Annotated in this window: 15 protein-coding genes; 1 reads left to right on the top strand and 14 read right to left on the bottom strand. The window is 71.3% G+C overall.

What is annotated here, in order from left to right; translation table 11 throughout:
- Position 1: 1 nt before the first annotated feature.
- The 7 genes from EJ357_RS35270 to EJ357_RS35240 form a co-directional block, all read right to left on the bottom strand.
- The gene (locus tag EJ357_RS35270) at positions 2-1,258 is read right to left on the bottom strand and encodes a cytochrome P450 family protein (RefSeq protein WP_126395729.1); all 1,257 of its coding nucleotides are present in this window, start codon (positions 1,256-1,258) and stop codon (positions 2-4) included.
- 31 nt (positions 1,259-1,289) lie between these two features.
- Positions 1,290-2,723, bottom strand: coding sequence for a flavin monoamine oxidase family protein (locus EJ357_RS35265; RefSeq protein ID WP_228472712.1), 1,434 nt, complete (start codon positions 2,721-2,723; stop codon positions 1,290-1,292).
- Between the two features lie 39 nt (positions 2,724-2,762).
- Entirely contained in the window at positions 2,763-3,662 is a 900-nt protein-coding gene (locus EJ357_RS35260) for an NAD(P)-dependent oxidoreductase (RefSeq protein ID WP_126395728.1), read from the bottom strand.
- Positions 3,663-3,752: 90 nt separating this feature from the next.
- A complete protein-coding gene (locus EJ357_RS35255; protein ID WP_228472711.1) occupies positions 3,753-4,931 on the bottom strand; it encodes an acyl-CoA dehydrogenase family protein in 1,179 nt (392 codons plus the stop codon).
- 202 nt (positions 4,932-5,133) lie between these two features.
- Positions 5,134-5,979, bottom strand: coding sequence for an AfsR/SARP family transcriptional regulator (locus EJ357_RS35250; protein ID WP_126395727.1), 846 nt, complete (start codon positions 5,977-5,979; stop codon positions 5,134-5,136).
- Between the two features lie 151 nt (positions 5,980-6,130).
- Complete coding sequence (locus EJ357_RS35245) at positions 6,131-7,249, bottom strand: IS701 family transposase (protein WP_228472710.1); 1,119 nt, start codon at positions 7,247-7,249, stop codon at positions 6,131-6,133.
- 451 nt (positions 7,250-7,700) lie between these two features.
- On the bottom strand, positions 7,701-8,339 hold the full coding sequence (locus tag EJ357_RS35240; RefSeq protein ID WP_126395725.1) for a ScbR family autoregulator-binding transcription factor: 639 nt from the start codon (positions 8,337-8,339) through the stop codon (positions 7,701-7,703).
- Positions 8,340-8,464: 125 nt separating this feature from the next.
- Between EJ357_RS35240 and EJ357_RS35235 the strand changes: the two genes are divergently transcribed.
- Complete coding sequence (locus EJ357_RS35235) at positions 8,465-9,379, top strand: ScbA/BarX family gamma-butyrolactone biosynthesis protein (RefSeq protein WP_126395724.1); 915 nt, start codon at positions 8,465-8,467, stop codon at positions 9,377-9,379.
- A gap of 68 nt (positions 9,380-9,447) precedes the next feature.
- On the opposite strand, the gene EJ357_RS35230 is transcribed toward EJ357_RS35235, so the two are convergent.
- The 7 genes from EJ357_RS35230 to EJ357_RS35200 all read right to left on the bottom strand — a co-directional run bounded on the left by EJ357_RS35230 (position 9,448) and on the right by EJ357_RS35200 (position 20,801).
- Positions 9,448-10,218 carry a glucose 1-dehydrogenase gene (locus tag EJ357_RS35230; RefSeq protein WP_126395723.1) on the bottom strand — a complete coding sequence of 257 codons (771 nt, stop codon included), beginning with the start codon at positions 10,216-10,218 and terminating at the stop codon, positions 9,448-9,450.
- A gap of 58 nt (positions 10,219-10,276) precedes the next feature.
- Entirely contained in the window at positions 10,277-10,744 is a 468-nt protein-coding gene (locus tag EJ357_RS35225; RefSeq protein WP_126395722.1) for a hypothetical protein, read from the bottom strand.
- Positions 10,741-11,277 carry a flavin reductase family protein gene (locus EJ357_RS35220; protein ID WP_126395721.1) on the bottom strand — a complete coding sequence of 179 codons (537 nt, stop codon included), beginning with the start codon at positions 11,275-11,277 and terminating at the stop codon, positions 10,741-10,743. The genes EJ357_RS35225 and EJ357_RS35220 overlap by 4 nt, the downstream gene beginning before the upstream one ends.
- Positions 11,278-11,375: 98 nt before the next feature.
- Positions 11,376-13,631 (bottom strand): BTAD domain-containing putative transcriptional regulator, encoded by a 2,256-nt coding sequence (locus EJ357_RS35215; RefSeq protein ID WP_175647627.1) that lies wholly within the window; start codon positions 13,629-13,631, stop codon positions 11,376-11,378.
- Between the two features lie 194 nt (positions 13,632-13,825).
- Entirely contained in the window at positions 13,826-15,415 is a 1,590-nt protein-coding gene (locus tag EJ357_RS35210) for an aspartate aminotransferase family protein (protein ID WP_126395720.1), read from the bottom strand.
- Between the two features lie 183 nt (positions 15,416-15,598).
- A complete protein-coding gene (locus EJ357_RS35205; RefSeq protein WP_126395719.1) occupies positions 15,599-17,170 on the bottom strand; it encodes an aspartate aminotransferase family protein in 1,572 nt (523 codons plus the stop codon).
- Positions 17,171-17,516: 346 nt separating this feature from the next.
- A complete protein-coding gene (locus EJ357_RS35200) occupies positions 17,517-20,801 on the bottom strand; it encodes a BTAD domain-containing putative transcriptional regulator (protein ID WP_126395718.1) in 3,285 nt (1,094 codons plus the stop codon).
- Between the last annotated feature and the right edge of the window lie 88 nt (positions 20,802-20,889).

The raw sequence follows: 20,889 nt of genomic DNA, 5'->3' as shown, positions 1-20,889 counted from the left end.
GTCAGGCCTGCTTCAGGAGGACGGGCAGCGTGCGGTGACCGTTGGACACGAACGACTCCAGGGGCTGGAGTTCGTCCGTGGCCACGGCCAGGCCGATGTCGGGGAAGCGGGCGAAGAGCTCGGGCAGGGCGAGCGAGGCCTCCAGCCGGGCGAGCGGAGCGCCGACGCAGCGGTGCACCCCGTGGCCGAAGGAGATGTGGTCGTGGCGTGTGGGCCGGGCGATGTCGAAGGCGTCGGCGTCGGCGCCGTGGACGGCGGGGTCCCTGCCCACCGCGCTGTAGGAGATGATCAGGGCGTCGCCCTTGGGGATCGTCACCTGGCCGGTGTCGATGTCCTCGACGGCGAAGCGCATCGGCAGGTTGGCGATCGGCGCCTCGTGGCGCAACGCCTCGTCGATCGCGTCGTCCCAGGTGGCGTCGCCGTTCTGGAGGAGGCGCAGCTGCTCGGGATGGGTGAGCAGGGAGTGGATGGCGTGGTCGAGCAGGTTGACCGTGGTCTCGTGGCCGGCGCCGATCATCAGCAGGACCATGTCGACGAGTTCGGTCTCGTCGAGTCCGGCGGACTCCTCGTCGTCGCGCGCGGCGATGAGCGCGCTCACCAGGTCGTCGCCCGGCGTTTGGCGTTTGTGCGCGATGAGTGCCGTCATCAGGCCGTACAGCTCTTCGCCGGTGGCCTGCACCTCCTCCAGGGTGGCGGAGGTGCGGAACATGTCGGCGACGACCCGGAAGAGGTCGGCGCGCATGGCGGCCGGGATGCCGAGGAGCGCGCAGATGACCCGGATCGCCAGGGGGTAGGCGAACTCGCCGCGGATGTCGACGGGGCGGCCCGGCGCGGTGGCGGCGATGTCGTCCAGCAGGTCCGAGACGAGCGTCTCGATGGTGGGGCGCAGGACGGCGGTGCGGCGGGCGGTGAACGCCTTGGCGACCAGTTTGCGCAGCCTGCGGTGGTCGCCGCCGTAGGCGTTGATCATGCTGCGTTCGGCCACCCAGGAGGCCAGCGGCCAGCTGCGGGCCAGTTCTCCCTCGCCGTTCTCCCAGGCGGGCCAGTGCAGGTAGGCGTCCTTGGAGACCCGGTCGTCGGTCAGCAGGCTCTTGGCCAGGTCGGCGTCGGTCACCACCCAGGCTGTCACGCCACCGGGCAGTTCGGCCTGTGCGACGGGTCCGCGGGCGCGCAGCCGGTCGCCCTCGGCGTGGAGGTCGCTGCCGCTGGGATCGATACGAATGGGATCGGTGCGTTGGGATGCTGTCTGATCGGTCATCGCTTCTCCGGCACGGTCGCGGGATGGGTGTTCACCGGCCGAGGACCTGGCCGGCGGCACGCAGGCCCGACTCGATGGCGCCGTCGACCCAGCCGCTCCAGCCGAGGGCGATGTCGCTGCCGGCGAAGGAGAGGCGGCCGACCGGGCGCTGGACGGCGCGCAGCGGTCCGGTGAGCTGGCCGGGGCGCTTGTAGGTCCAGCCGCCGCGCGCGTAGGGGTCGTTGCCCCAGTCGTGGCCCCGCACGGCGAGCACCTCCGTGTCGGGAGCCCAGCGCCGCAGGGAGGCCTGGATCTGGGCGCGGTCGGTCACGTCGAGAGCGGGGTCGGTGCTGAAGGCGTAGGCGAGGTGACCGTCGCCGAGGCGCTGGGTGGGGATGACGTCACCGATGCCCGGCACGCCCTCCGCTCCGGCGGCGTAGAACAGGCCCTGGTCGCTGCGGAGGTGGAGCCAGATCTTCTTGGCCGACGGTACGGCGACGGTCTCCTCGGCGAGGCGGCGGTACTCCGCGGGCAGTCCGGGCGCGAACGTGATGCGGTTCCAGACGTTGACGGGTACGGCGACCACGGCGGCGCGGGCGCGGTAGGTCGTACCTCTTCTGGTGGTTACCCGGACGTGGCTGCCGTTGTCCTCGATCCTGGTGACGGGCGAGTTCAGGCGCAGGTCCGCGTCGGCGTCGGCGAGCATCGCCTCGATGAAGGCGGCCGTGCCGTGGACCAGGCGGGAGGAGGTGGCGCTGGAGAACTTGTCGTAGTTCCAGTCGGACAGGGCCCACCACTGGGCCATCTGGGTCAGCGAGCCGCGTGCGGAGCCACCCGAGAGACCGCCGAGGTTGCCGGTGACCCAGGCGCGGTCCACCGGGGCGAGGTTCAGCGCGTCGATCCGTTCGATCAGGGTCGTGCGGTCGAGCGGACCCACCAGGTCCTCACGGGCGAACGGGTCGAGCGGACGCGGGAAGTACTCCTTCGATCCGTCGAAGACGGGGGTGACCAGTTCGGCGAGCCGTCCGAACCCCTCCGCGGGGGCGTAGGCGCGATAGCCCTGCTCGGCGGGGAAGAACGCCACCTCGGGGGCCTGGTCCACGGTGCGCTGCTGGCCGTAGTGCAGCAGTTCCTTCCAGGCGTGCGGGTGTCCCTCGTCGAACCAGGCGCCGCCGAGTTCGACCTTCTCGCCGGCGAACTCGGCGGTGTAGGTGCGTCCTCCGATGCGGCCCTGGGCCTCGAGGACGAGCGGGCGCAGCCCGCCCCGGCTCAGTTCGCGGGCGGCGGTGACACCGGCGAAGCCGGCGCCGATGACGATGACGTCGTGACCGCCCGCCTCCGCGGGTTCCGCGGCGGCGGCACGGGTGACGCCCGTGGCGCCGAGCAGAGCGGTCAGACCGGCGGCCCGGAGCACGGTGCGTCGGCTCGCGCCCTGGTCTGCGGCCGGCGGTATCGCGGGGTCACCTGGACGGGTGTCGGGGCTCACGGTGTCTCCTTGATGATCTGGGGTGCGGACGGGCACGGCTCACGTGGCGGGATCGCGCAGTTCCTCGATGAGGCTCGACAGGCTGTCGGAGCCGTGGCCGCGCGCGACCCGGCGTTCTATGAGGGCCTGGACGGGAAGCAGCAGTTCCGGGCTGACGCCCTGGGAGTGGGAGGCGCTCACCAGGTGCGCGATGGCTTCCCTGTTGACGTTGAGCGTGGAGATCTCCGTGGCGTACTGCTTTTGGTCCACCTCTTCCGCGAGCCTGGGCAGGAAGGGCACGGCCACGTGGTTGAGCCAGCCGGTGGCGTACGGCAGGAAGGCTTCGGCGGTGACGCCCTCGCTGCCGACGAGGGCCAGGGCGTGGATGTTGCCGGCCACGGTCGCCCAGAGGATGCCGAGCAGGGCGACGTCGTAGAGCGAGGGCAGGCCGGTGTCCTCGCCGAGGAAGGTGGTCGCGCCGCCCAGGACGCGCAGGGTCTGCTCGTGGTCGGAGTACGCCCTGGACGAGCCGCCGTAGAAGATGAGCGCCTGGGGCTGTCCGACCAGCGGCGGGATCGCCATGATCGCGCCGTCGAGGTACTCGATGCCGTGCCGTGCCGCCCAGGCGGCCGTGTCGCGGGCCTCTTCGGGTGTGCTCGACGTCAGGTTGACCAGGACGCGGCCCTTGAGGTTCTCGGTCTCGGGTTCGAGGACCTGGTGCACTGCCTCGTCGTTGGAGAGGCAGACGATCACGAGGGCGGCGTCCGAGACGGCCTCGCCGACGGTGGCGGCTCCGGTGGCGCCCCGGGCGGTGAGCTGCTCGGCCTTGTGGGGGGAACGGTTCCACACGGTGGTCGGGTGGCCCTGGCCGAGGAACGCGTCGGCCAGGGCCGTTCCCATCATGCCCAGACCGATCACGGTGACCGCGGTGCCGGCGGTCGGGGCGGTGTTCGTGCTCATACTCGGAGTCCTCCGGCACAGCCGAGCGGCGAGGCTGCGCGTGGTCGATGCGACGGTTTCTGGGGAGCCCTCGGGCCGGGCCCAACGGCCTTACAGCAGCGGCGTGTCGGGGTCGAGGCCGAGCAGGACCCGCCCGTGCAGTTCGAGGTTGGTGCTCAGCAGCAGGAAGCCGTGCAGGGAGAAGCCCTCGACGTCCCGGAAGAACCGCTGCAGGGGGACGCTGCGCTGGATGACCGAGGCGCCGCTGGTCCGGTAGAGGATCTCGACGGCTTCCTTGGCGAGCTGCACGGCGTAGGCGCCCTGGCCCCGGACGGCGGCCTTCTCCTCCAGCGTCGGCTGCTCACCGGCGTCGGCGCGGTCCTGAAGGACCTTCAGCCACCCGGCCTCCAGGGCCTTCGCGGCAGCGATCTTGTTGGCGGCCTCGGCCACCCGGATCTGGGTCAGCGGGTGCTCGGCCTGGTTCTCCCAGGAGGTGTAGGCGATGGCACGGCCGGGGATCCGCTCCAGGAACAGCTCCAGCGCACCCTGGGCGGTGCCGAGGAAGGTCGCCACGGTCTCGGCCATCACGAAGGCGAAGAGCCCGTAGTTGCGGCCGTTCGCACCGGTGTTGGTGCGGTCGGGGGTGACGTTGTAGATCGCCTCGCCGAAGTCGACGACCCGGTGGGCGGGCACGAACACGTCCTTCGCCGTGCTGGTCGAGCTGCCGGTGCCGGAGGCGGCGGAGGTGTGCCAGTCGTCGGCGATGGTGAACTCCGACATGGGCACGATGGCGATGACCTCGGCGTGCGTGCCGTCGGGGTTCTCCAGGACGGTGGCCGCGATGTTCCAGTCGGCGCCGCGGCAACCGGTGTTGAAGCGCCAGCTGCCGTTGAGGAGGTAGCCGCCCTCGGTCGGCGTGAGGCTGCCGGTCGGGGTGAAGCCGCCGGAGACGCGTACGGAGGGCTGCGCGAAGATCTCCTCCTGGGCGCGGTCCGGGAACAGGGTGGCCAGCCAGGTGCTGGAGACCCACACCGAGGCGACCCATCCCGTGGACGGGCAGCCGCGTGCGATCTCCGCCAGGATCCTGGTCTGTTCGGCGACCGGCAGGTCGAGCCCGCCGAAGCGGCCGGGCGTGGCGATGCTGAACACGCCGGCCTTCTCCAGGAGGTCGATGTTCTCCTGCGGGATCCAGCGCTGTTCCTCGGCCTGCTGTCCGTTCTCACGGAGCTTGGGAACGATCTCCTGGACGGCGTGCACGACGGTGTCGGCGTCGATGGCTGCGGTGGTCACCACGTCTCCTTGTGCTGGTCTGGGTTGAGGGGCCGCGATACGGGCGTCCGTAGGGGTGCGGCGGCATGCCGCCGTCCCGCGTCCCTCCGCGTCCCGGTGACGGTTTTCCGCGTCGCCGGAGTCGGGGTACGTGCACGCTAACGGGGCCTGCCGAACCGCCCGCGCATCGTGCGGTAACCGCCCATCCACTGCGGTCCTGGCCTCAACTGGCGACGGCCGTGGTGGGCACCGGGGCGGGTACGGCGCCTGGGCGGTGGTCGATGCGCAGGCGCAGCGCAAGGGGTGCTTCGGGGCCGGCCGCGCTGAGGATCTGCGCCTGGAGACGCTGGAGTTCCACCGAGGGCGCCAGGCCCAGTTCGCGCTTGAGGATGCGGTAGAGGTTCTGGTAGGCCTGCAGGGCCTCGGCCCGGCGGCCCGCGCGGTGGAGCGCGGTGATGAGCTGCCCGTGGAGCCATTCGTGCAGGGGGTGGCTGTTGACCAGCGACCGCAGCTCGGGGAGGAACTCCCGGTGCCGGCCGAGCCGGAGCTCGGTCTCGGCCCGCAGTTCGAGGGCGCGGATCTTGAGTTCTTCCAGCCGCGCCGCCTCTCCGACGAGTACGTCTCCGGCGGGGACGTTGCTGAACACGGGGCCGCGCCACAGGGACATGGCCTGCTTCAGGTCCTCGGCCGCCCGGTGGAGTTCGCCCTCGACGAGTTTGCGCTGGGCCCGCTGGACGAACCGCTCGAAGCGGCTGGCGTCCACCTCCTCGTCCTTGACGTCGATGCGGTAACCGGGCGCCTGGGTGGCCAGCAACTGCCTTCCGGGCGCGGTCACTCGCATGTCGGAGAGCATGCGGCGGGCGTGGTAGACGTGCGTCTGCAGGGTCCGGGTGGCGGCGGCGGGGGCGTCCTCGCCCCACAGCTCCCTGATGAGGGTGCCCGTCGCCACGGCCTCTCGGGGCTGGAGCGCGGTCACGGTGAGGATCTGGCAGAGCTTCGGTGCGTTGGGGGCAAAGGTCCGGTTGTCGTCGGTGACTATTTCGAAGGGGCCGAGAAGACTGATCTGCACTGCGGACACTCCTGGTTCCGGGGCCGTTTGCGGCGGGCGTCGGGACATGGTGCGGCTTTCCCGACAGTAAGAAGATGGTTCGAGTCGAAGCGCCGTCGAGGCACAGAAAGTGTCAAGTTACCGGACGGTAAGCTTGTTTCTGTGTCCGACCTCACACGCCGACGGCGGTGCGCATCGGCCAGGCGGCGATGCAGTGGGCGACCGACGCCAGCGTGACGTGCCGGTGCCAGCCCGGGAAGGAGCGGCCGGCGAAGTCCCGCATGCCGACGCTCTCCGAGATCGCGCCGAAGTCCCGCTGCACCACGTCCGGCAGGCGGGTCAGCGCGAGGGCGGACGCGAGCGCCGCGGGCGGGGAGTCCGTCAGCCAGAGCCGGCCGTCGGAGCGGCCGTCCCGGATCTGCTCACTCACCAGGAACAGTCCGGCACCGCCGGCCGACGGCGGGACCCGCGGCCCGACAACGGGGATGGCGGCGGCCAGGGTCGGACCGTCACCCGGGTTCACCGCCCACCGCAGGCGGGTCAGGGCCTTCACGAGCTCGCCGGCGGGACGCTCCCGGCCCCCGTACATGGGCAGTTCGACGGGGTCCAGGCGCAGGTGCTCGGCCGGATCGACTCGCACGAGGAAGGACAGGCCCCGGGAGGCGAGATGACGGGCCAGCCCCACGGCGTCGGCGAGCTCCGCGTCCACCACCACCGGGACGCGGGGCACCCCGCCGGCCTCCACGGCGTCGGCCACCAGCCCGCGGACGCAGTCGTCGAGAGTGCCCGCGGCGGCTCCCGCGGGGATGCCGGCCCGCTGGCGCAGCGGCTCCCGCATCCAGCGGTCGGAGAGCAGCAGCCGCCAGCCGACGGGGAGGGCGCAGCGGCCCGAGGAGAGCCACGCGCCCACGGCACGCTGGCCGTTGACGGCATGCCCCAGCTGCGGCACGTAGTGCTCGTCGACACCGATCGTGTGGCTGCCGGCCCTGGGGATCACCGTGGGGCTGATCACCCAGGCGAGCGGGTCGAAGGCTTCGTGCACGCTCCGGGCGAGGGCGTGCCGCACCGGCATCCACTCCCACGAGGACGCGGTGATGAAGTGGTGGACGCTCTGGCGTGCCCCCACGCCCTCGAACTGGGCGGCGACATTGCGCAGGGTCTTGCGCCCCGGCTCGACGAGCAGGCCGCAGACGTACTGACGCGCCTTGTGGCGCTGCTCCCTGCGGCGCAGGGAGGCGAACAGCAGTGACGCGAACTCACCGCAGAATTGGTGGGACGACGGGGGCGTCAACGTGCCCCCCGTGCCCTTGGATTGAGACAGCTCTCCGTCCATCGATCCCCCTGTCGCGGATGGCAGCCGTAGCCGCGGCCGCGCCGCGGTCGCCCGCTGATCCCCCTTGTCCCACCGCGAAAAGCGGCGGGTGGTCCGGTTCCGGCGCACACCCGCTCCGAGACTTCAGGATCGCCTCTGGCCAGGCGAAACATCGGTCACCGGAGGGGCGGGTACGGCGCTTGCCGGACCGCACGACGGGAGGACCGGGTCAAGAGGCCCTCAAAAACCGGACGGTAAGCATCTTAGGCAAAGACAAGTTCGAATCCACCCCTTTGAACCGAGGATCACGGCGGTGAGCCGATGACCGGTCGGTGGTCCTGGAGTGGTTGCGAACGACGTAAACCGATGCTTCGTCCGGTTCTACGGCCGTGTCGGCGTCGTCGCCGGCACTTGGGCCCGCTCCCGCACGTCAGTCGGCCTGGGAACGCGCCTCCTTCAGCAGGCGCTCGGCCCGGTACGGGGACGTGTCCAGCCGCGCGAGCACACCGCTGGAGGCGACGTTGGGAAGGATCAGCGCGAACAGGCTGGAGATCTCCTCGGACAGGGTCCGGCCGGGCAGCACCTCCGTGACCAGCTGCACCCCGGTCCAGGCACCCACGAGCAGCCGCGCCGTCTCGGCGGGATCCACGTGGGGCAGCAACTCCCCCTTCTCCTGCGCCTCGACGAGCAGGGACTCCCCCACAGCCACCCAGTCCGGCCACCGGGTGCCGAACAGAGCCCGCGAGAGCGGGTCGACCGACAGCCGTATCGAGGCGCGCAGGAGGGGCTCGCGGGGAACCCGGTGGGCGAGGAGAAGCGCTATGTCCACCCATTCCTGCAGCTTGAAGGCCTGGGGGCGCACCCCTTCCAGGGTCACGGCCTCGTCCAGCACCGCCCGGGCCAGCTGTTCCTTCGTGGTGAAGTGGAAGTAGAGGCCGCCCCGGGTGAGGTCGATGCGCTCCAGGAGGGCGCCGATCGTGGTCGCCTCGTACCCCACCTCGTTGAACAACACCGAGGCCGCCTCGAGGATCGCCCTCCTGGTACGGATCGCTCGTTCCTGTCTCGCCAACGTGGCCTCCAGATGAAATCTTTACTCGTGCTTGAAGTCACATTTACTCGGGCCCAAAAACCGACCGGAAGACCGGTACTTTACAAGTTCAGCTCACTAGCTCCACGCATGGACCTGGGGGAACCTTGCCCAAGCACAGTGAACAGCTCCCGCCTGCCCGCCGGTCGACGGAGAGCCTGGCCGCCTACACCCATCTGCGTCACGGCTCATCGGTGCTCGTCACCGGCTGGCACCGAATAACCGACCACAGCTTCGACCTGACCGCCCGTTGGCCGGCCTCCTACGAGAAGTGGCCCTACGACCCTCGCCTCCTGACCCAGACCATCAGGCAGAGCGGGTTGATCGTGGGCCACGCCGAACGGGGGGTACCACTCACCCATCAGACCCTCTTACACCATCTCAACTTCACCATCGCGCCCGGCTTCCGAGTGCCGCACGACCAGCGGTCCGAACTGGACGTCGAAGTCGTCGTGAAGGACGGTGCCGGACCCGGGCACACGGGCAAACCCGCCGGCAACAGCCTGGACCTCGACATCCGCATCGCGTACGAGGGCGAGACCGTGGTCCACGCGGACTCGGTCTTCAGCTGGGTCTCGCCGGCCGCATACCGGCGGCTGCGCGGAGATCACCTCGACGTCGCCTGGGGGCAGTGGCCGGTGCCCGACCCGATCGAACCGAACGCGGTCTGCCGCCCCACCAAGGGCGACGTCGTCCTCGCCGCCACCGACGAGCCGCTGCGCTGGCAGTTGCGCTACGACGTGGACAACCGGCTGCTCTTCGACCATCCCGTCGACCATGTGCCGGGGCTGGCCCTCCTGGAGGCCGCCCAGCAGGCCGCCCACGCCGCGGCGCCACCGGCGTGCTTCGAGCCCACGAAAGTCGCGGTCACCTATCAGCAGTACGTCGAGTTCGACCAGCCCTGCTGGATCGTGGCCGAGCCTGCGTCCGCACAGGGGCCGGACACGCTCGGCCTCGTCGTCACCGGGATCCAGGGCGAACAGCAGGCCTTCCGGGTCGAGTTCACCGGACGGGCGGGGTAACCACGGCACGGACGCGGCCGGGGCCGGGCGGTGGGGGACACCTGCCCGGCCCCGGCCGGCCGGTCATGTCACTGGTTGACGAAGCCTCCGTCCACCGGCACCACGGCGCCGGTGAGGAACGGGCAGCGGTCGCTCAGCAACCATGCGGCCGCCTCCGCGATCTCCTCGGGAGCCGCCGTCCTTCCCTGTGGGGTGAGGGAGTTGACGAGCCCTTCCAGTCCGGGGTTGCGCCCGAACCAGTCCGCCGTGATCTCGCTGTGGGTGGTGCCGGGGGCGATGGCGTTCACCCTGATGCCCTGTTTGGCGTACTCGTCGGCAGCGGCCCGTGTGAAGCCCACGACCGCGTGCTTGGAGGCGATGTACGGCGCGGCGGCCGGGATCGCCACAAGTCCCGCGACGCTGCTGTTGTTGACGATGCTGCAACCGCCCCGCCCCTGCCTCAGCATCGCCGCTATCTCATGGCGCAGGCAGTTCCAGAGGCCGCGCACGTTGACGTCCATGATGGCGTCGTACACATCGTCCTGCATGAGGTGCAAAGGGGTGCGGTCGCCGCCCGTTCCGGCATTGTTGAAAGCGGAGTCCAGGCGTCCGTATTCGGAGAGGGCGAAATCCACGGCAGCCGCGGCCTGTTCGTTCACCGACACGTCACTGACGACGGACGCCGCTTGTGCTCCCTTGGCCCGCAGTTCATCCACCAGCGTGTCCAGCCGGTCCTTTCTGCGCGCGGTGAGGACCACGACGGCGCCCTCCCGGGCGAAGACACGCGCGGCCGCCGCACCGATTCCACTGCTCGCCCCCGTGACGAGAACTACTTTGTCCAAAAGAAGAGAACTGGTCATGAGCGGATTCTGGCAGACATTCGCCACGGCATTCCGTGGCGAGGCCCGGGTGCGGTCTTCACGCGGAATCCGGAATTGGGGATTCACGCAGCGAGCGACCCAACGCGCGGACGAGCGCGACCCGTTCGCGCGGCGGGGCGAGCGAGTTCCCGGGCTCCATGAGCAGGGTCACGGCGCATTCCAGGAGCAGGGTCGCCACCACCGCCTCCTGCCGGTCCGGCAGTGTCGGCGGGGTCGGCAACGGACGGCGGCGGGCCGGCTCCCGGACGGGGGCGAGGGCGCGCGCAAGGAGGTCCCGGGCCCGTCGCACCAGTGCGGTGTGCAGGGCCCGGTCGTCACGTTCCCGGGGGCCGAGCACGGTCGGCAGGCAGTCCTCGAAACGCCTCAGCACGGAGGCCGCGAAGGGATCGGCCAGGACGTCGTCGTTCTGCGCCCTGCGCGGCAGCGTATGGACAACCGACCTGTTCAGGCCCTCGTTGAGGGCGTCGACGAACCATTGGGCGATGGCCGTTTCGGAGACGCTCATGACGCGTCGGCTGATCCGGTCCCCTGGAACGCCCCGTCGAAGAAGAGCAGTCCGGAGCCGTCGGCGCTCTTGCTCGAGTTGATCACGGTCCCGAGGAATATCGAGTGGTCGCCGGAGTCGTGGAACTCGGTCAGTTCGCACTCCAGCCAGGCCAGCGCACCGTGCAGCAAGGGGGCTTGGGTGAACTCGCCCGGTTCCCATTCGACCCGGTGGAACTGCTCCGGCCCCAAAGGGCGACGCTTGTCGGCGAAATGACGGGCCAGATCCTCCTGGTCCGATCCCAGGACAGAGACGGCGAACCGCTTCTGTGCCAGCAGTGCCTTGTGCATCACCGCGCTGTGGGCCACACAGCACAGCACCGTGGGCGGGTCGAGCGATACCGAGGTGAAAGCGTTTGCGGTCATTCCATGGATGTCGTCTCCACCCACGCTGAGCACGATGACACCTGTGGCGAAGCGCGCCATCGATTCCCGCAGGGATGACGGTGTCATCGAAATCCGGTTGGCAATCTCGTCAGTGGATACAGAAATCATGCCGAACCCTTCAGGAGTCTGATACTCAGAACATAGGGCGGGCAAATCCCTGAACGCTCATTCACAGGTAACCCCCCGCACAGCGGCCCTGTGCCGGTTCAGCCGGCCGCGGGTGTGTAGGCGTCCCCCACCTCGCGCAGTTCACGCGCGGCCGACCGGAGGAACTCCACCAGCTGCCTGCTGGTGGTGGCCTCCTCTGCCCGGCCCAGGGTGAGGGTGGTCGCGTGGCTCTTGCCCCCGGCCCAGGCAGGCCTGCGCAGCAGCAGTTCGGGGCTGGCCGAGACGACCACGAAGAGGGGGACCGGCCCGGCGGACTCGGCCAGTTCCTCCACGACGTCCAGGACACGTGTGTCCGCCCGGTGCAGGTCGTCGAGGCACAGCACGACCGCCTGGTGCTGCGCCGCCTCCTGGAAGAAGTCCCGCCAGGCTGCCAGGGTCTCGGCCGCGGGCACCGCCGATGCCGCGGCGTCGGTCCGCGCGTCCAGCAGCGGCATCAGGCACGACCCGATCCGGCGCGCGGTCCGGTCGGAACGGAACAGGAAGCGCACCTGGGCGTCGAGTGCCGACCGGGCCGACTCCGGATCGTCGCCGGGCCGGATACCGCAGTAGGCGGCCAGGATCTGCGCCTGGGCCTTCAGAGGGTGCTCGGTGGGCGCGGCCGGGGTACGGCCCGTCAGGACCGTGGCAGCGCCCGGACGGGAGCCCAGCCTGCTCCCGAACTCCCGCAGCAGGCGGCTCTTGCCGGCACCGGACTCCCCCAGCACCGTGACCACGTGCGGGATCCCCCGTTCCCGGCTGCGCTTGACCAGCCCGCACAGCAGGTCGAGTTCGTACGCCGTTTCCGGGTCCTCCGCTCCGGTCTGCTGCCGCACGGCCCGGTGTCCGACGGCGAGCCAGTAGGACGGACGGGCGTCCGCGGGACGATAGGAGACGGTGTCCTCGGTCGCCCGGCGGACCGTGTCGCTGACCAGTACCTGACCGTCGGTCATGTCGGACAGCAGGCACTGCGACTCGTCCAGCACCGCGCCGACTGCCGTGGGCGCCTCGCCCTGGCCGGAGTACCGCAGCAGCACCTCGCCGGTCATGACCGAGGCACGCACCGACAGCGGTGCCGGGCCGGGCTCGCCACCGCCGCGCACCTCGAGGACATCGCGGATCGCCAGCGCTGCGGGCACGGCCTGGTCCGCGCCCGCGTCGTCCGGGCCGTCGAGCCCGAACAGCGCCTGCGTGACGGAGCCCATCGAGGCCGTCACGGTGCCGCCGTGCCGCTCGACCTGTCCCCGGACCATCGTCACGGCGGCGTCCAGCAGGTCGTCCACGCCGTCACCGGCGCCGTCGCCCAGGGAGGGGGTGAGCCGGGTGCGGACCGACACGACGGTGACCAGGCGGCGCTGCATCCCGGAGTGCTGCGGGGCGGCTTCCGTGCGGGCTTCGGCCGGCGCGCCGGTGCGCTCGGCGGGACGGTGCGCGGTCTCCGGGCGGGACGGCTCGGTGCGTGGCACGCTCGGGCCCACCGGCTCGGAACGGGTTCCCTGACGGGGGACCGTCGTCATGCGCACCGGCTCCGAGCGCGCCGGAGCCGGGTCCAGGGACAGCAGCGGGTCCTGGGTCAGGATGGCGCGTTGCAGCTCCTGGATGGCATGGCCGGGTTCCAGGCCCAGGTTCTCGATCAGCAGCGACCGCACACGGCTGAACACGTTGAGCGCGTCCGCCTGCCGGCCGCAGCGGTACAGGGCCAGCATCAGCTGGCCGCAGGACCGTTCCCGCAGTGGCTCGGCGGCCACCATGGTCTCCAGCTCCGCGAGGACCGCGTGGTGACGGCCGCAGCCGAGCTGCGCGTCGAAGTAGTCCTCCGTCACGTCGAGCCGGGTGTTCTGCAGGGAGGCCAGCTCCGGCCACTCGATGCCGGCCTCCACGAGGTCCGCCAGGGCGGAGCCGCGCCACAGGTCCAGCGCGTCGCGCAGCAGCGCGGCCGCCTCGGCCGGGGCGCCCTGCGCGCGCTTGTCGCGGCCCTCGCCGACCCACCGATGGAACAGGTGCAGGTCCACCTGCTCGGGTGCCACGCGCAGCATGTAGCCGGGCGGCTGGGTCAGCAGGGTCGCGGCGCCAGGGGCGTCGTCCGGCCCGGACGAGAGGACTCCGCGCAGTCCGTACACCGCGTTCTGCAGGATCTTGCGGGCCGTCGTCGGCGCGTTGTCGTCGGGCCACAGGGCGTTCAGCAGCCGACTCGTCGGTACGACCCGGTTGGCCTGGAGCAGCAGGCAACCCAGCGTGCCCCGCTGTTTGGTTCCTCTCAACTCCACCGGCCTGCCCTCGTGAACGACCTCGAGCGGCCCCAGTACACGAAACTCCATGACTCCCCCATCCGAACGCATCGTCGGCACCGGCCGCCGGAGCACGGTGCGCACACCGCGGCCCAGGACTGCCAGGATCCGGCCACCATGCTGCTGCGCCGCGGTCCAAGCTCACACAAACCTTGGACAAAGCGGCCCTGGTCAGGTCAGCAGGGCCGCTTCGGGCCGGGGCGTCACGGACGGGAAGAGCGAGGTCAGGACGCCATGAAGCGGCCCTCGTCCTGGTCGCGCAGAACGGCGCAGACGTCCTTGAGGGCCGCTTCCAGCTGGGCGATCTCGGCGTCGGTCAGTCCGGCGGAGGGCTCCAGGCGCAGCGTGTTCGCAGCGCTGCCGGTCGGGAAGAGCCGGACGCCGTGGCCGCGCAGCAGGTACCCGGCCACGGCGTAGCCGAGGAAGCCGGAGCGGGAAAGACCCTGGATGGTCGCGGCGGTGGACCCCGACTGGTCCTGGAACTCCACGCCCAGCATCAGACCGGCACCGCGCACGTCCTTGAGGATGTCGGGGAACTCGGCCCTGACCGCGTCGAGCATCGCCCTCAGGCTCCTGCCGCGCTCCTCGACGACGCGGTACAGCCGGCCGTCGTCGGCCTCCAGGAGTTCCAGCACCTTGAGCGCGACGAGGCTGGAGAATCCGTCCTTGGCGAAGGTCGAGCTGTGGACGAGCTCGAACTCCTTGCGGTAGCGCGACTCCCGGATCAGCGCGACCGACGTCTTGGCGACGCCGCCGCCCAGGCTCTTGGCGAGGGTGTAGTAGTCACCGCGCAGCCCGATGAGCGAGCTGGCGAGGAAGGCGCCCGAGCGCCCCATGCCGCTCTGGATCTCGTCGACGACGACGGGGCAGTCGATCGCGTCGCAGGCCTTGCGGACCGCCTCGGCGAACTCCCGGCTGACCACGTTGATGCCGCCCTCCCCCTGAATGGGTTCCAGGACGAAGGCGCAGAAGACGGGGAAGTCCCGCTCGACCACGGTGACGGTGCCGTCCTCGACGGCCAGGTCGAGGAGCACGGTCCGCTCGGCGTCGATGGTCTTGCGGATGGCTTCCGGCTGGTCGAGGGGGACGAAGCGGGCCTGCGCGGCCAGCGCCTTGAAGGGCGTCCGGAAGGCCTCGTTGTGGGTGAGCTGCACACTGCCCACGAGCTTGCCGTGGAAGGCGCCTTCGGGAGCGAGGAAGAGGGGCGCCCTGGACAGCCGCGGGGCGTTCCAGCGATCGACGCGGGCGATCAGCTCCTCGATGTCCCGCACCGGGTCACCGGAGCGGTCCGCGTCGCCGAACCTCTCGTGGGCGCCCGCCGCCGGCACGACGAGGCCGTCCCGGACCAGGGTGCGTATCCGCGCGACGTGGTCGTTGATCTCCTCGCTCAGGGCGGCCACCTTGAGCATCCGGTCGAACTCGGCGTGCTTGACGGCCGCCTCGACCGCCTCCGCACCGCTGTTGGCGAAGATCGCGAAGTAGCGCTCGTCGTCGCCCAGTTCTCGGCTCAGTACGGAGTTGAGGGCGGCGGCCAGCCGGTTGGCGTGCGGGGCCCGCGAGAACTGCGCGTGGATCGGGAGCCGCGAGCGGAGCAGGTCCTGGGCGAAGGCCACGATCTCGGGGTGGTTGTGCCCGAGGATCAGCGACCCGAAGCCCCCCACGAAATCGAGTACGGGGACCTCGCGCTGATCCTCGTCGAGTCGGTAGAGGGTGTTGCCCTCCGCCCGGACATACTCGACGTCGAGTCCGACGGCGGCCAGCACCTCGGCGAGGTGGGGTTCCGCGAGACCGGTTTCGGAGGCTGTGGCGTTCATGTCGACTCCTTTGGGATCCGGGGGCGTTGGGCCCCGGCTGTTCGTTTGCGGGTGCGGCGGGGCGGCGCGGCCGACGGCGCCGCGCACGACGGAAGTGGGGCACGGCCGTCCGTCCCCGGTCGGCCGTGCCCCACTCGCTCGGCTCGCCGGCCCGTGCCGGCCCTGGAGGTGTCGCTCCGCCCGTCAGACGACGGCGAACCCCTTCTCGTCCTGGCGCCGCAGGACGCCGCACACGGCGCGCAGGGCCGTCTCCAGCTGGGCGATGTCCTCGTCGCCGAGGTAGATGGACGGCTCGAACCGGAACGTGTGCAGGGCGCTCGCGGTGGTGAAGGTACGGATGCCGTGCTTGCGCAGGAGGTAGCCGGCCACGGCGAACCCGATGTAGCCGTGCTGGGTCTGCTCGCGAATGATCTCGGAGGCGGCCTCCGACTGGTCGTGGAACTCCAGCCCCAGCATCAGGCCCCGGCCGCGCACGTCCTTGACGACGTCGGGGAAGTCGGCGCGGACCGCTTCGAGCATGGTCTTCAGCTTGGCGCCGCGCTCCTCGGCGGCGCGGTACGCCGCCCCGCCGTCCGCCTCCAGCATCTCGATCACCTTGAGGGCGATCAGGGAGGAGAAGCTGTCCTTGCCGAAGGTCGAGCTGTGGATGAGCTCGAAGTCGTTGCGGTAGCGGCCCTCCCGGACGAGCACGACGCCGGTCTTGGCGATGCCGCCGGCCAGGCTCTTGGCGAGGATGATGTAGTCGCCGACCAGCCCGATGTGCGACGCGGCGAAGAAGGCACCGGAGCGGCCTGTGCCGCACTGGATCTCGTCGGAGACGACCGGGCAGCCCAGCTCGGCGCACACCTGCTGGATGGTCCGCGCGAACTCCTCGCTGAGCGGACGGATTCCCGCCTCGCCCCGGATGGGCTCCAGGAAGAAGGCACCGAAGACGGGGAAGTCGCGCTCGACGACGCGGACCACGCCGTCCTCTACGACGAGGTCGAGCACCGCGACGCGCTCGTCGCTGACGATCTTGGCGAGAGCGTCGGGCTGGTCGGCGGGGACGAACCGCGCCTGCGCGGACAGCGACTTGAACGGCAGGCGGAACATCTCGTTGTAGGTGAGCTGGATGCTGCTCGCCAGCTTCCCGTGGAAGGACCCCTCGATGGTGAGGAAGAGCGGCGGGGTGGCCGCCGCCGCCTCGTTGTGCCGCCGGACCTCGGCGACCAGGTCCTCGAGGCCGGCGCTTCCCGCGACACCGGCCAGGGCGTAGGCCTCGGGCGACACCTGCGCGCCCCCGTCGCTCACGGCGTCGCGGACGGCCGCGATGTTGTCCTCGACGCCGTCGAGGAGCTCCCGCGCCCGCTGCAGCCGGTCGAACTCCGCGTGCTTGATCGCGATTTCGACGGCCTCCGCGCCGGAGTTGCCGAAGAGGGCGTAGTAAGGCTCGTCGGTGTGCAGTTCGCGCGCGATGATCTCGTTCAGCGCGCGGGCGAGGTCGTTGGTGTGCGAGTGCTGTGCCAGCTGGGTGTGCACCGGCACCTTGGCGTCCAGGATCTCCTTGGCACGCTCGGCGATCTCGGAGTTGTTGTGGCCGAGCATCAGGGACCCGAAGCCGCAGGCGAAGTCCACGACCCGGTGCTCGCGGCCCTCTTCGTCGGTGTAGTGGAGAGCGTTGCCCTCGGCTCGGGTGTACTCGATGTCGAGCCCGAACGGAGAGAGCATCTGTCGCACGTTGGCGTCGGCGAGCACGGGCGCGGCGGCTTCAGTCATTTCGTCCCCAGTTTCCTTTTCCGATGGTGCGTCAATGGACCTGGGCGCGCGGGACCCTGCCGCGGCGGCGGTAAGCGCGTGCGAGGGGGAGGTCCCGGTGCCTCTGTGAGGCTAGGGTCGGCCTCTCATCGGCCGGTCACTGAGCAGTCTGCGGGCGGTGGGCCCGCCCGGCAGGTCACCGGGGTTCCGCGGACAACCCCTCTTCGGGCGTCAGCCCGGTACCGCGCCGGTACGGAGTGGCCACATGGGCCGCGTCAAGCAGCAGGGCGGCGTACGCGTGCAACCCCGGCCAGAGGCCGTGGACACCCGCACGGCCTCACAGAGCCGGCGCCATGCCCCCGGCCGGTCACCAGGGCTCCGCCTCCGCCGACAACCCCTCCTCGGGCGTCAGACCGGTACCACGCCGGTACGCGGCCAGATAGGCCTCCTCGTCCAGGTGCTCCCGAACCGCCGCCGTGATCCGGTCGACATCGCCCCGTTCGGCCGGGGGAAGCGGCATGCCCACGGAGTCCCTGGCCGCATGGGCCGCGCCGAGCAGCAGGGCGGCGTACGCGTGGCGTCCGGCGAGGGCGTGGGCGCCTGCCAGGCCCTCCAGGGCCAGTGCCATGGCCCGGGCGTCTCCGGTGTTGCGGGCCGAGGTCCAGCCCTGCTGGTGCAGGCTGAGGGCCTGGTCCGCGTCGCCCCGCTGCTCGGCGGCGAAGCCTAGTTCGGCCAGGACGAGCGCGCGGCCGGGCTCGAAGGACATCTTGGTCTGCCAGCGCAGCACATGGCGCATGTGGGCCTCGGCGGCGTCGAGCCGTCCTTCGCGGCGGGCGCCGAGGCCGAGCCCGACCTCGGCGTGGATCTCCCCCGGCTTGAAGTTGTGCTCGGCGGCCAGGCGAAGCGCCCGCTGGTGGAACTCCCGTGCCCTGGCGTGGTCGCCGGTGAGCATGGCAGTGCTGCCCAGGCTGGTCAGCCGGTCCGCGGCCTCCGGCCACAACCCGAGGTCCTCGGCCATGCGCAGCCCGTCCTGGTGGAGGCGCGCCGCGCGTTCGTAGTCGCCGGCCATCTCGGCCAGCGATGCGAGCGGTTCGATGGTCTGCAACCGGCCCCAGCCGTCGGCGAGTTCGGCGAAGAGTTCCGCGCTGCGCCGCCCGTCGCGCGCGAGCCGCTCCAGGTCGCCCCGCACATGCGCCTGGTTGGCCCGTACGCTCAGCGCGGCGGCGGTGCCCCAGGTGTCGCCGAGGGCCTGGAACCCTTCGAGTGCCTGGTCGATGAGTTCCTCGCTGGCGGCCTGGTCGCCGACGCCGAACAGGGCGAAGCCGAGGAACCACTGTGCTCCGGCCCGCTCCCGAGGGTCCGTCAGCTCCCGGAACAGCTCATCCGCGACCCGGCTGTACTGCGTCCGCTCGCTGCCGTCGCCGACGAGCACGGCGAACCCCGCTCGCCACGCCCGGGCCCGCGCCCGCAGGGAGGCCACGGCCCGCGAGGCGCGGGTGGCCTCGGTCCGCTCCGTCGCCGCGAGCGCCGCCTCCAGCGAGCGGCCCGCCTCGCGGAGCCGGCCGCGCAGGAACCAGTACCAGACCAGCGCGTTGACGAGCCTGAGGACGTCCTCGACGGCGCCCTGCTGGATGGCGTGGTCGAGCACCCGGCGGACGTTGGCGGCCTCCGCGTCCAGCAGGCGCAGCCATCGGCCCTGCTCGGGACCCCGCATCAACGGCGCCGCGCGTTCGGCCAGTTCGATGTAGTACCGGCGGTGGCGCCGCAGTGCGTCCTCGCTCTCACCCGCCTCGTCCAGGCGGGCCAGACCGTAGTCCGCGACGGATTCGAGCAGCCGGTAGCGGGGCTCGTCACCGCTGTCGGTCATGACGACCAGTGAGCGGGCTACCAGGCGGGCGAGCAGGTCGAGTACGTCGTCGGGGTGCACCTCTGCCCCGGCGCAGACGGCCTCCGCCGCCACCAGGGTGCACCCTTCGGCGTGGACGGCGAGGCGGCGCAGTACGGCGCGCTCGGGGCCGGTCAGCAGGTCCCAGCTCCAGTCGATCATCGCCCGGAGCGTCTGCTGGCGGGGCGGGGCACCCCGGTATCCGGTGGCGAGGAGCCGGAAGCGGTCGTCGAGGCGGGTGATCAGCCCTCGCACCCCGAGGGCCCGTACCCGGGTGGCGGCCAGTTCGAGGGCCAGGGGGATCCCGTCGAGTCGACGGCAGATCACCGACACGTCCCGGGCGTTGCCGTCGTCGAGCGTGAAGCCGGGTGCCGTGGCGGCGGCCCGGGCGACGAACAGCTCGACGGCGCTGGAACGGGCCACCTCGTCGAGGCCCGCCTCGCGCGCGGGGTCGGGCACCTCCAGCGGGGGCACGGCCCACACCACCTCGCCGAGGACCCCGAACGGTTCCTGGCTGGTGGCCAGGATCCGCAGCTCGGGGGACCGCTTCAGCAGCAGCGCCGCGAGTTCGGCGACCGCGTCGACGATGTGCTCGCAGTTGTCGAGGAGCAGCAGCAGCCGTTTGCCGGCGAGCGCCTCGGCCAGGCTCTCGGCGGGTGAGGAAGGTCCGTTCGCACCGCGAGAGGCCGGCCCCGGCTCCTCCCGGATGCCGAGTGCCGTCATCACGGCCTCCGCCACCGGGTCCACCGCGTTCGCGCCGGCGGTACGGCCGAGCGCGGCGAGCTCGACCAGCCAGGCACCGTCGGGGAAGTCGTCGGCCAGCCGGGCCGCCGTCTCCAGTGCGAGCCTGGTCTTGCCGACACCGCCGGAGCCGGTGAGCGTCACGTGCCGCGCGGTGGCGAACAGGCCCTTCACCTCGGCCACCGCGCCCTCACGGCCGACGAGCTCGGTCAGTGGAGCGGGCAGGTTCGTGGCGGCGCGTCGCCGGGGGGCCGCCACGGCCGTGGAGGGAGCCTCCAGCTCCGCGTCCCGCTCCAGCATCGCCTGGTGCAGGGCGGTGAGTTCGGGGCTGGGGTCCAGGCCCAGTTCGTCGGCGAGCCGGGTGCGTAGCTCCTGGTAGCAGGCCAGGGCCTCGCTCACCCGGCCGGCCGCGTAGAGCGCGCGCATCTGCAGGGCGCGCAACCGCTCGCGCAGCGGGTGGCGTACGACGAGTTCGTGCAGTTCTCCCGCCACGTCGAGGTGTTCGCCCAGTTCGATCCGGGCCTCGGCGAGGGCTTCGAGGGCGGCGAGGCGGGCCTCTTCGAGGCGGGTGACGAGGGGGCGGGCGAACGCGGCGTCCTCGAAGCCGGAGAACGCCTCGCCCCGCCACAGCGCGAGGCCGTCGGAGAGGAGTGCCGCGCGGGTGCCGGGGTCGTCGGCGGCCCGGGCGCGGGCGGTCAGGGCCGCGAACCGGTCCATGTCGACGCTCTCGGGTTCCGTACGCAGCAGATAGCCGTCGTCGCGCAGGGTCAGCAGCTCGCGGCCGCCCGCCTCCGCGTCCTCGAACACCTTCCGCAGCTGCCAGACCTTGGTCTGGAGGGCGGCGGAGGGGTTGCCCGGGAGCTCCCGCTCGTCCCACAGCTCGTCGACGAGCCGGTCCGCGGACACGGGGCGGCCCTCGTGCGACAGCAGAGCGGCCAGCAGCGCTCGGGTCTTGAGCCCGGGGACGGTGACGAGGCCGCCGTCCGCCCGCCACACGGCCAGTGGCCCCAGCACTCCGAATCGCATGGGCGTCACGTTAACGCAGCCCCGTGACGTGCCGGGAGTCGACCGTGAGCGGACCGTGAGCGGGCCGTGAGCGCCCCGCCGCAGGCTG

The sequence above is a fragment of the Streptomyces cyaneochromogenes genome, assembly GCF_003963535.1.
Lineage (GTDB): Bacteria > Actinomycetota > Actinomycetes > Streptomycetales > Streptomycetaceae > Streptomyces > Streptomyces shaanxiensis.
Note: the sequence above shows the minus strand (reverse complement) of the source record. Positions and strands in the feature narration are given on the sequence as shown.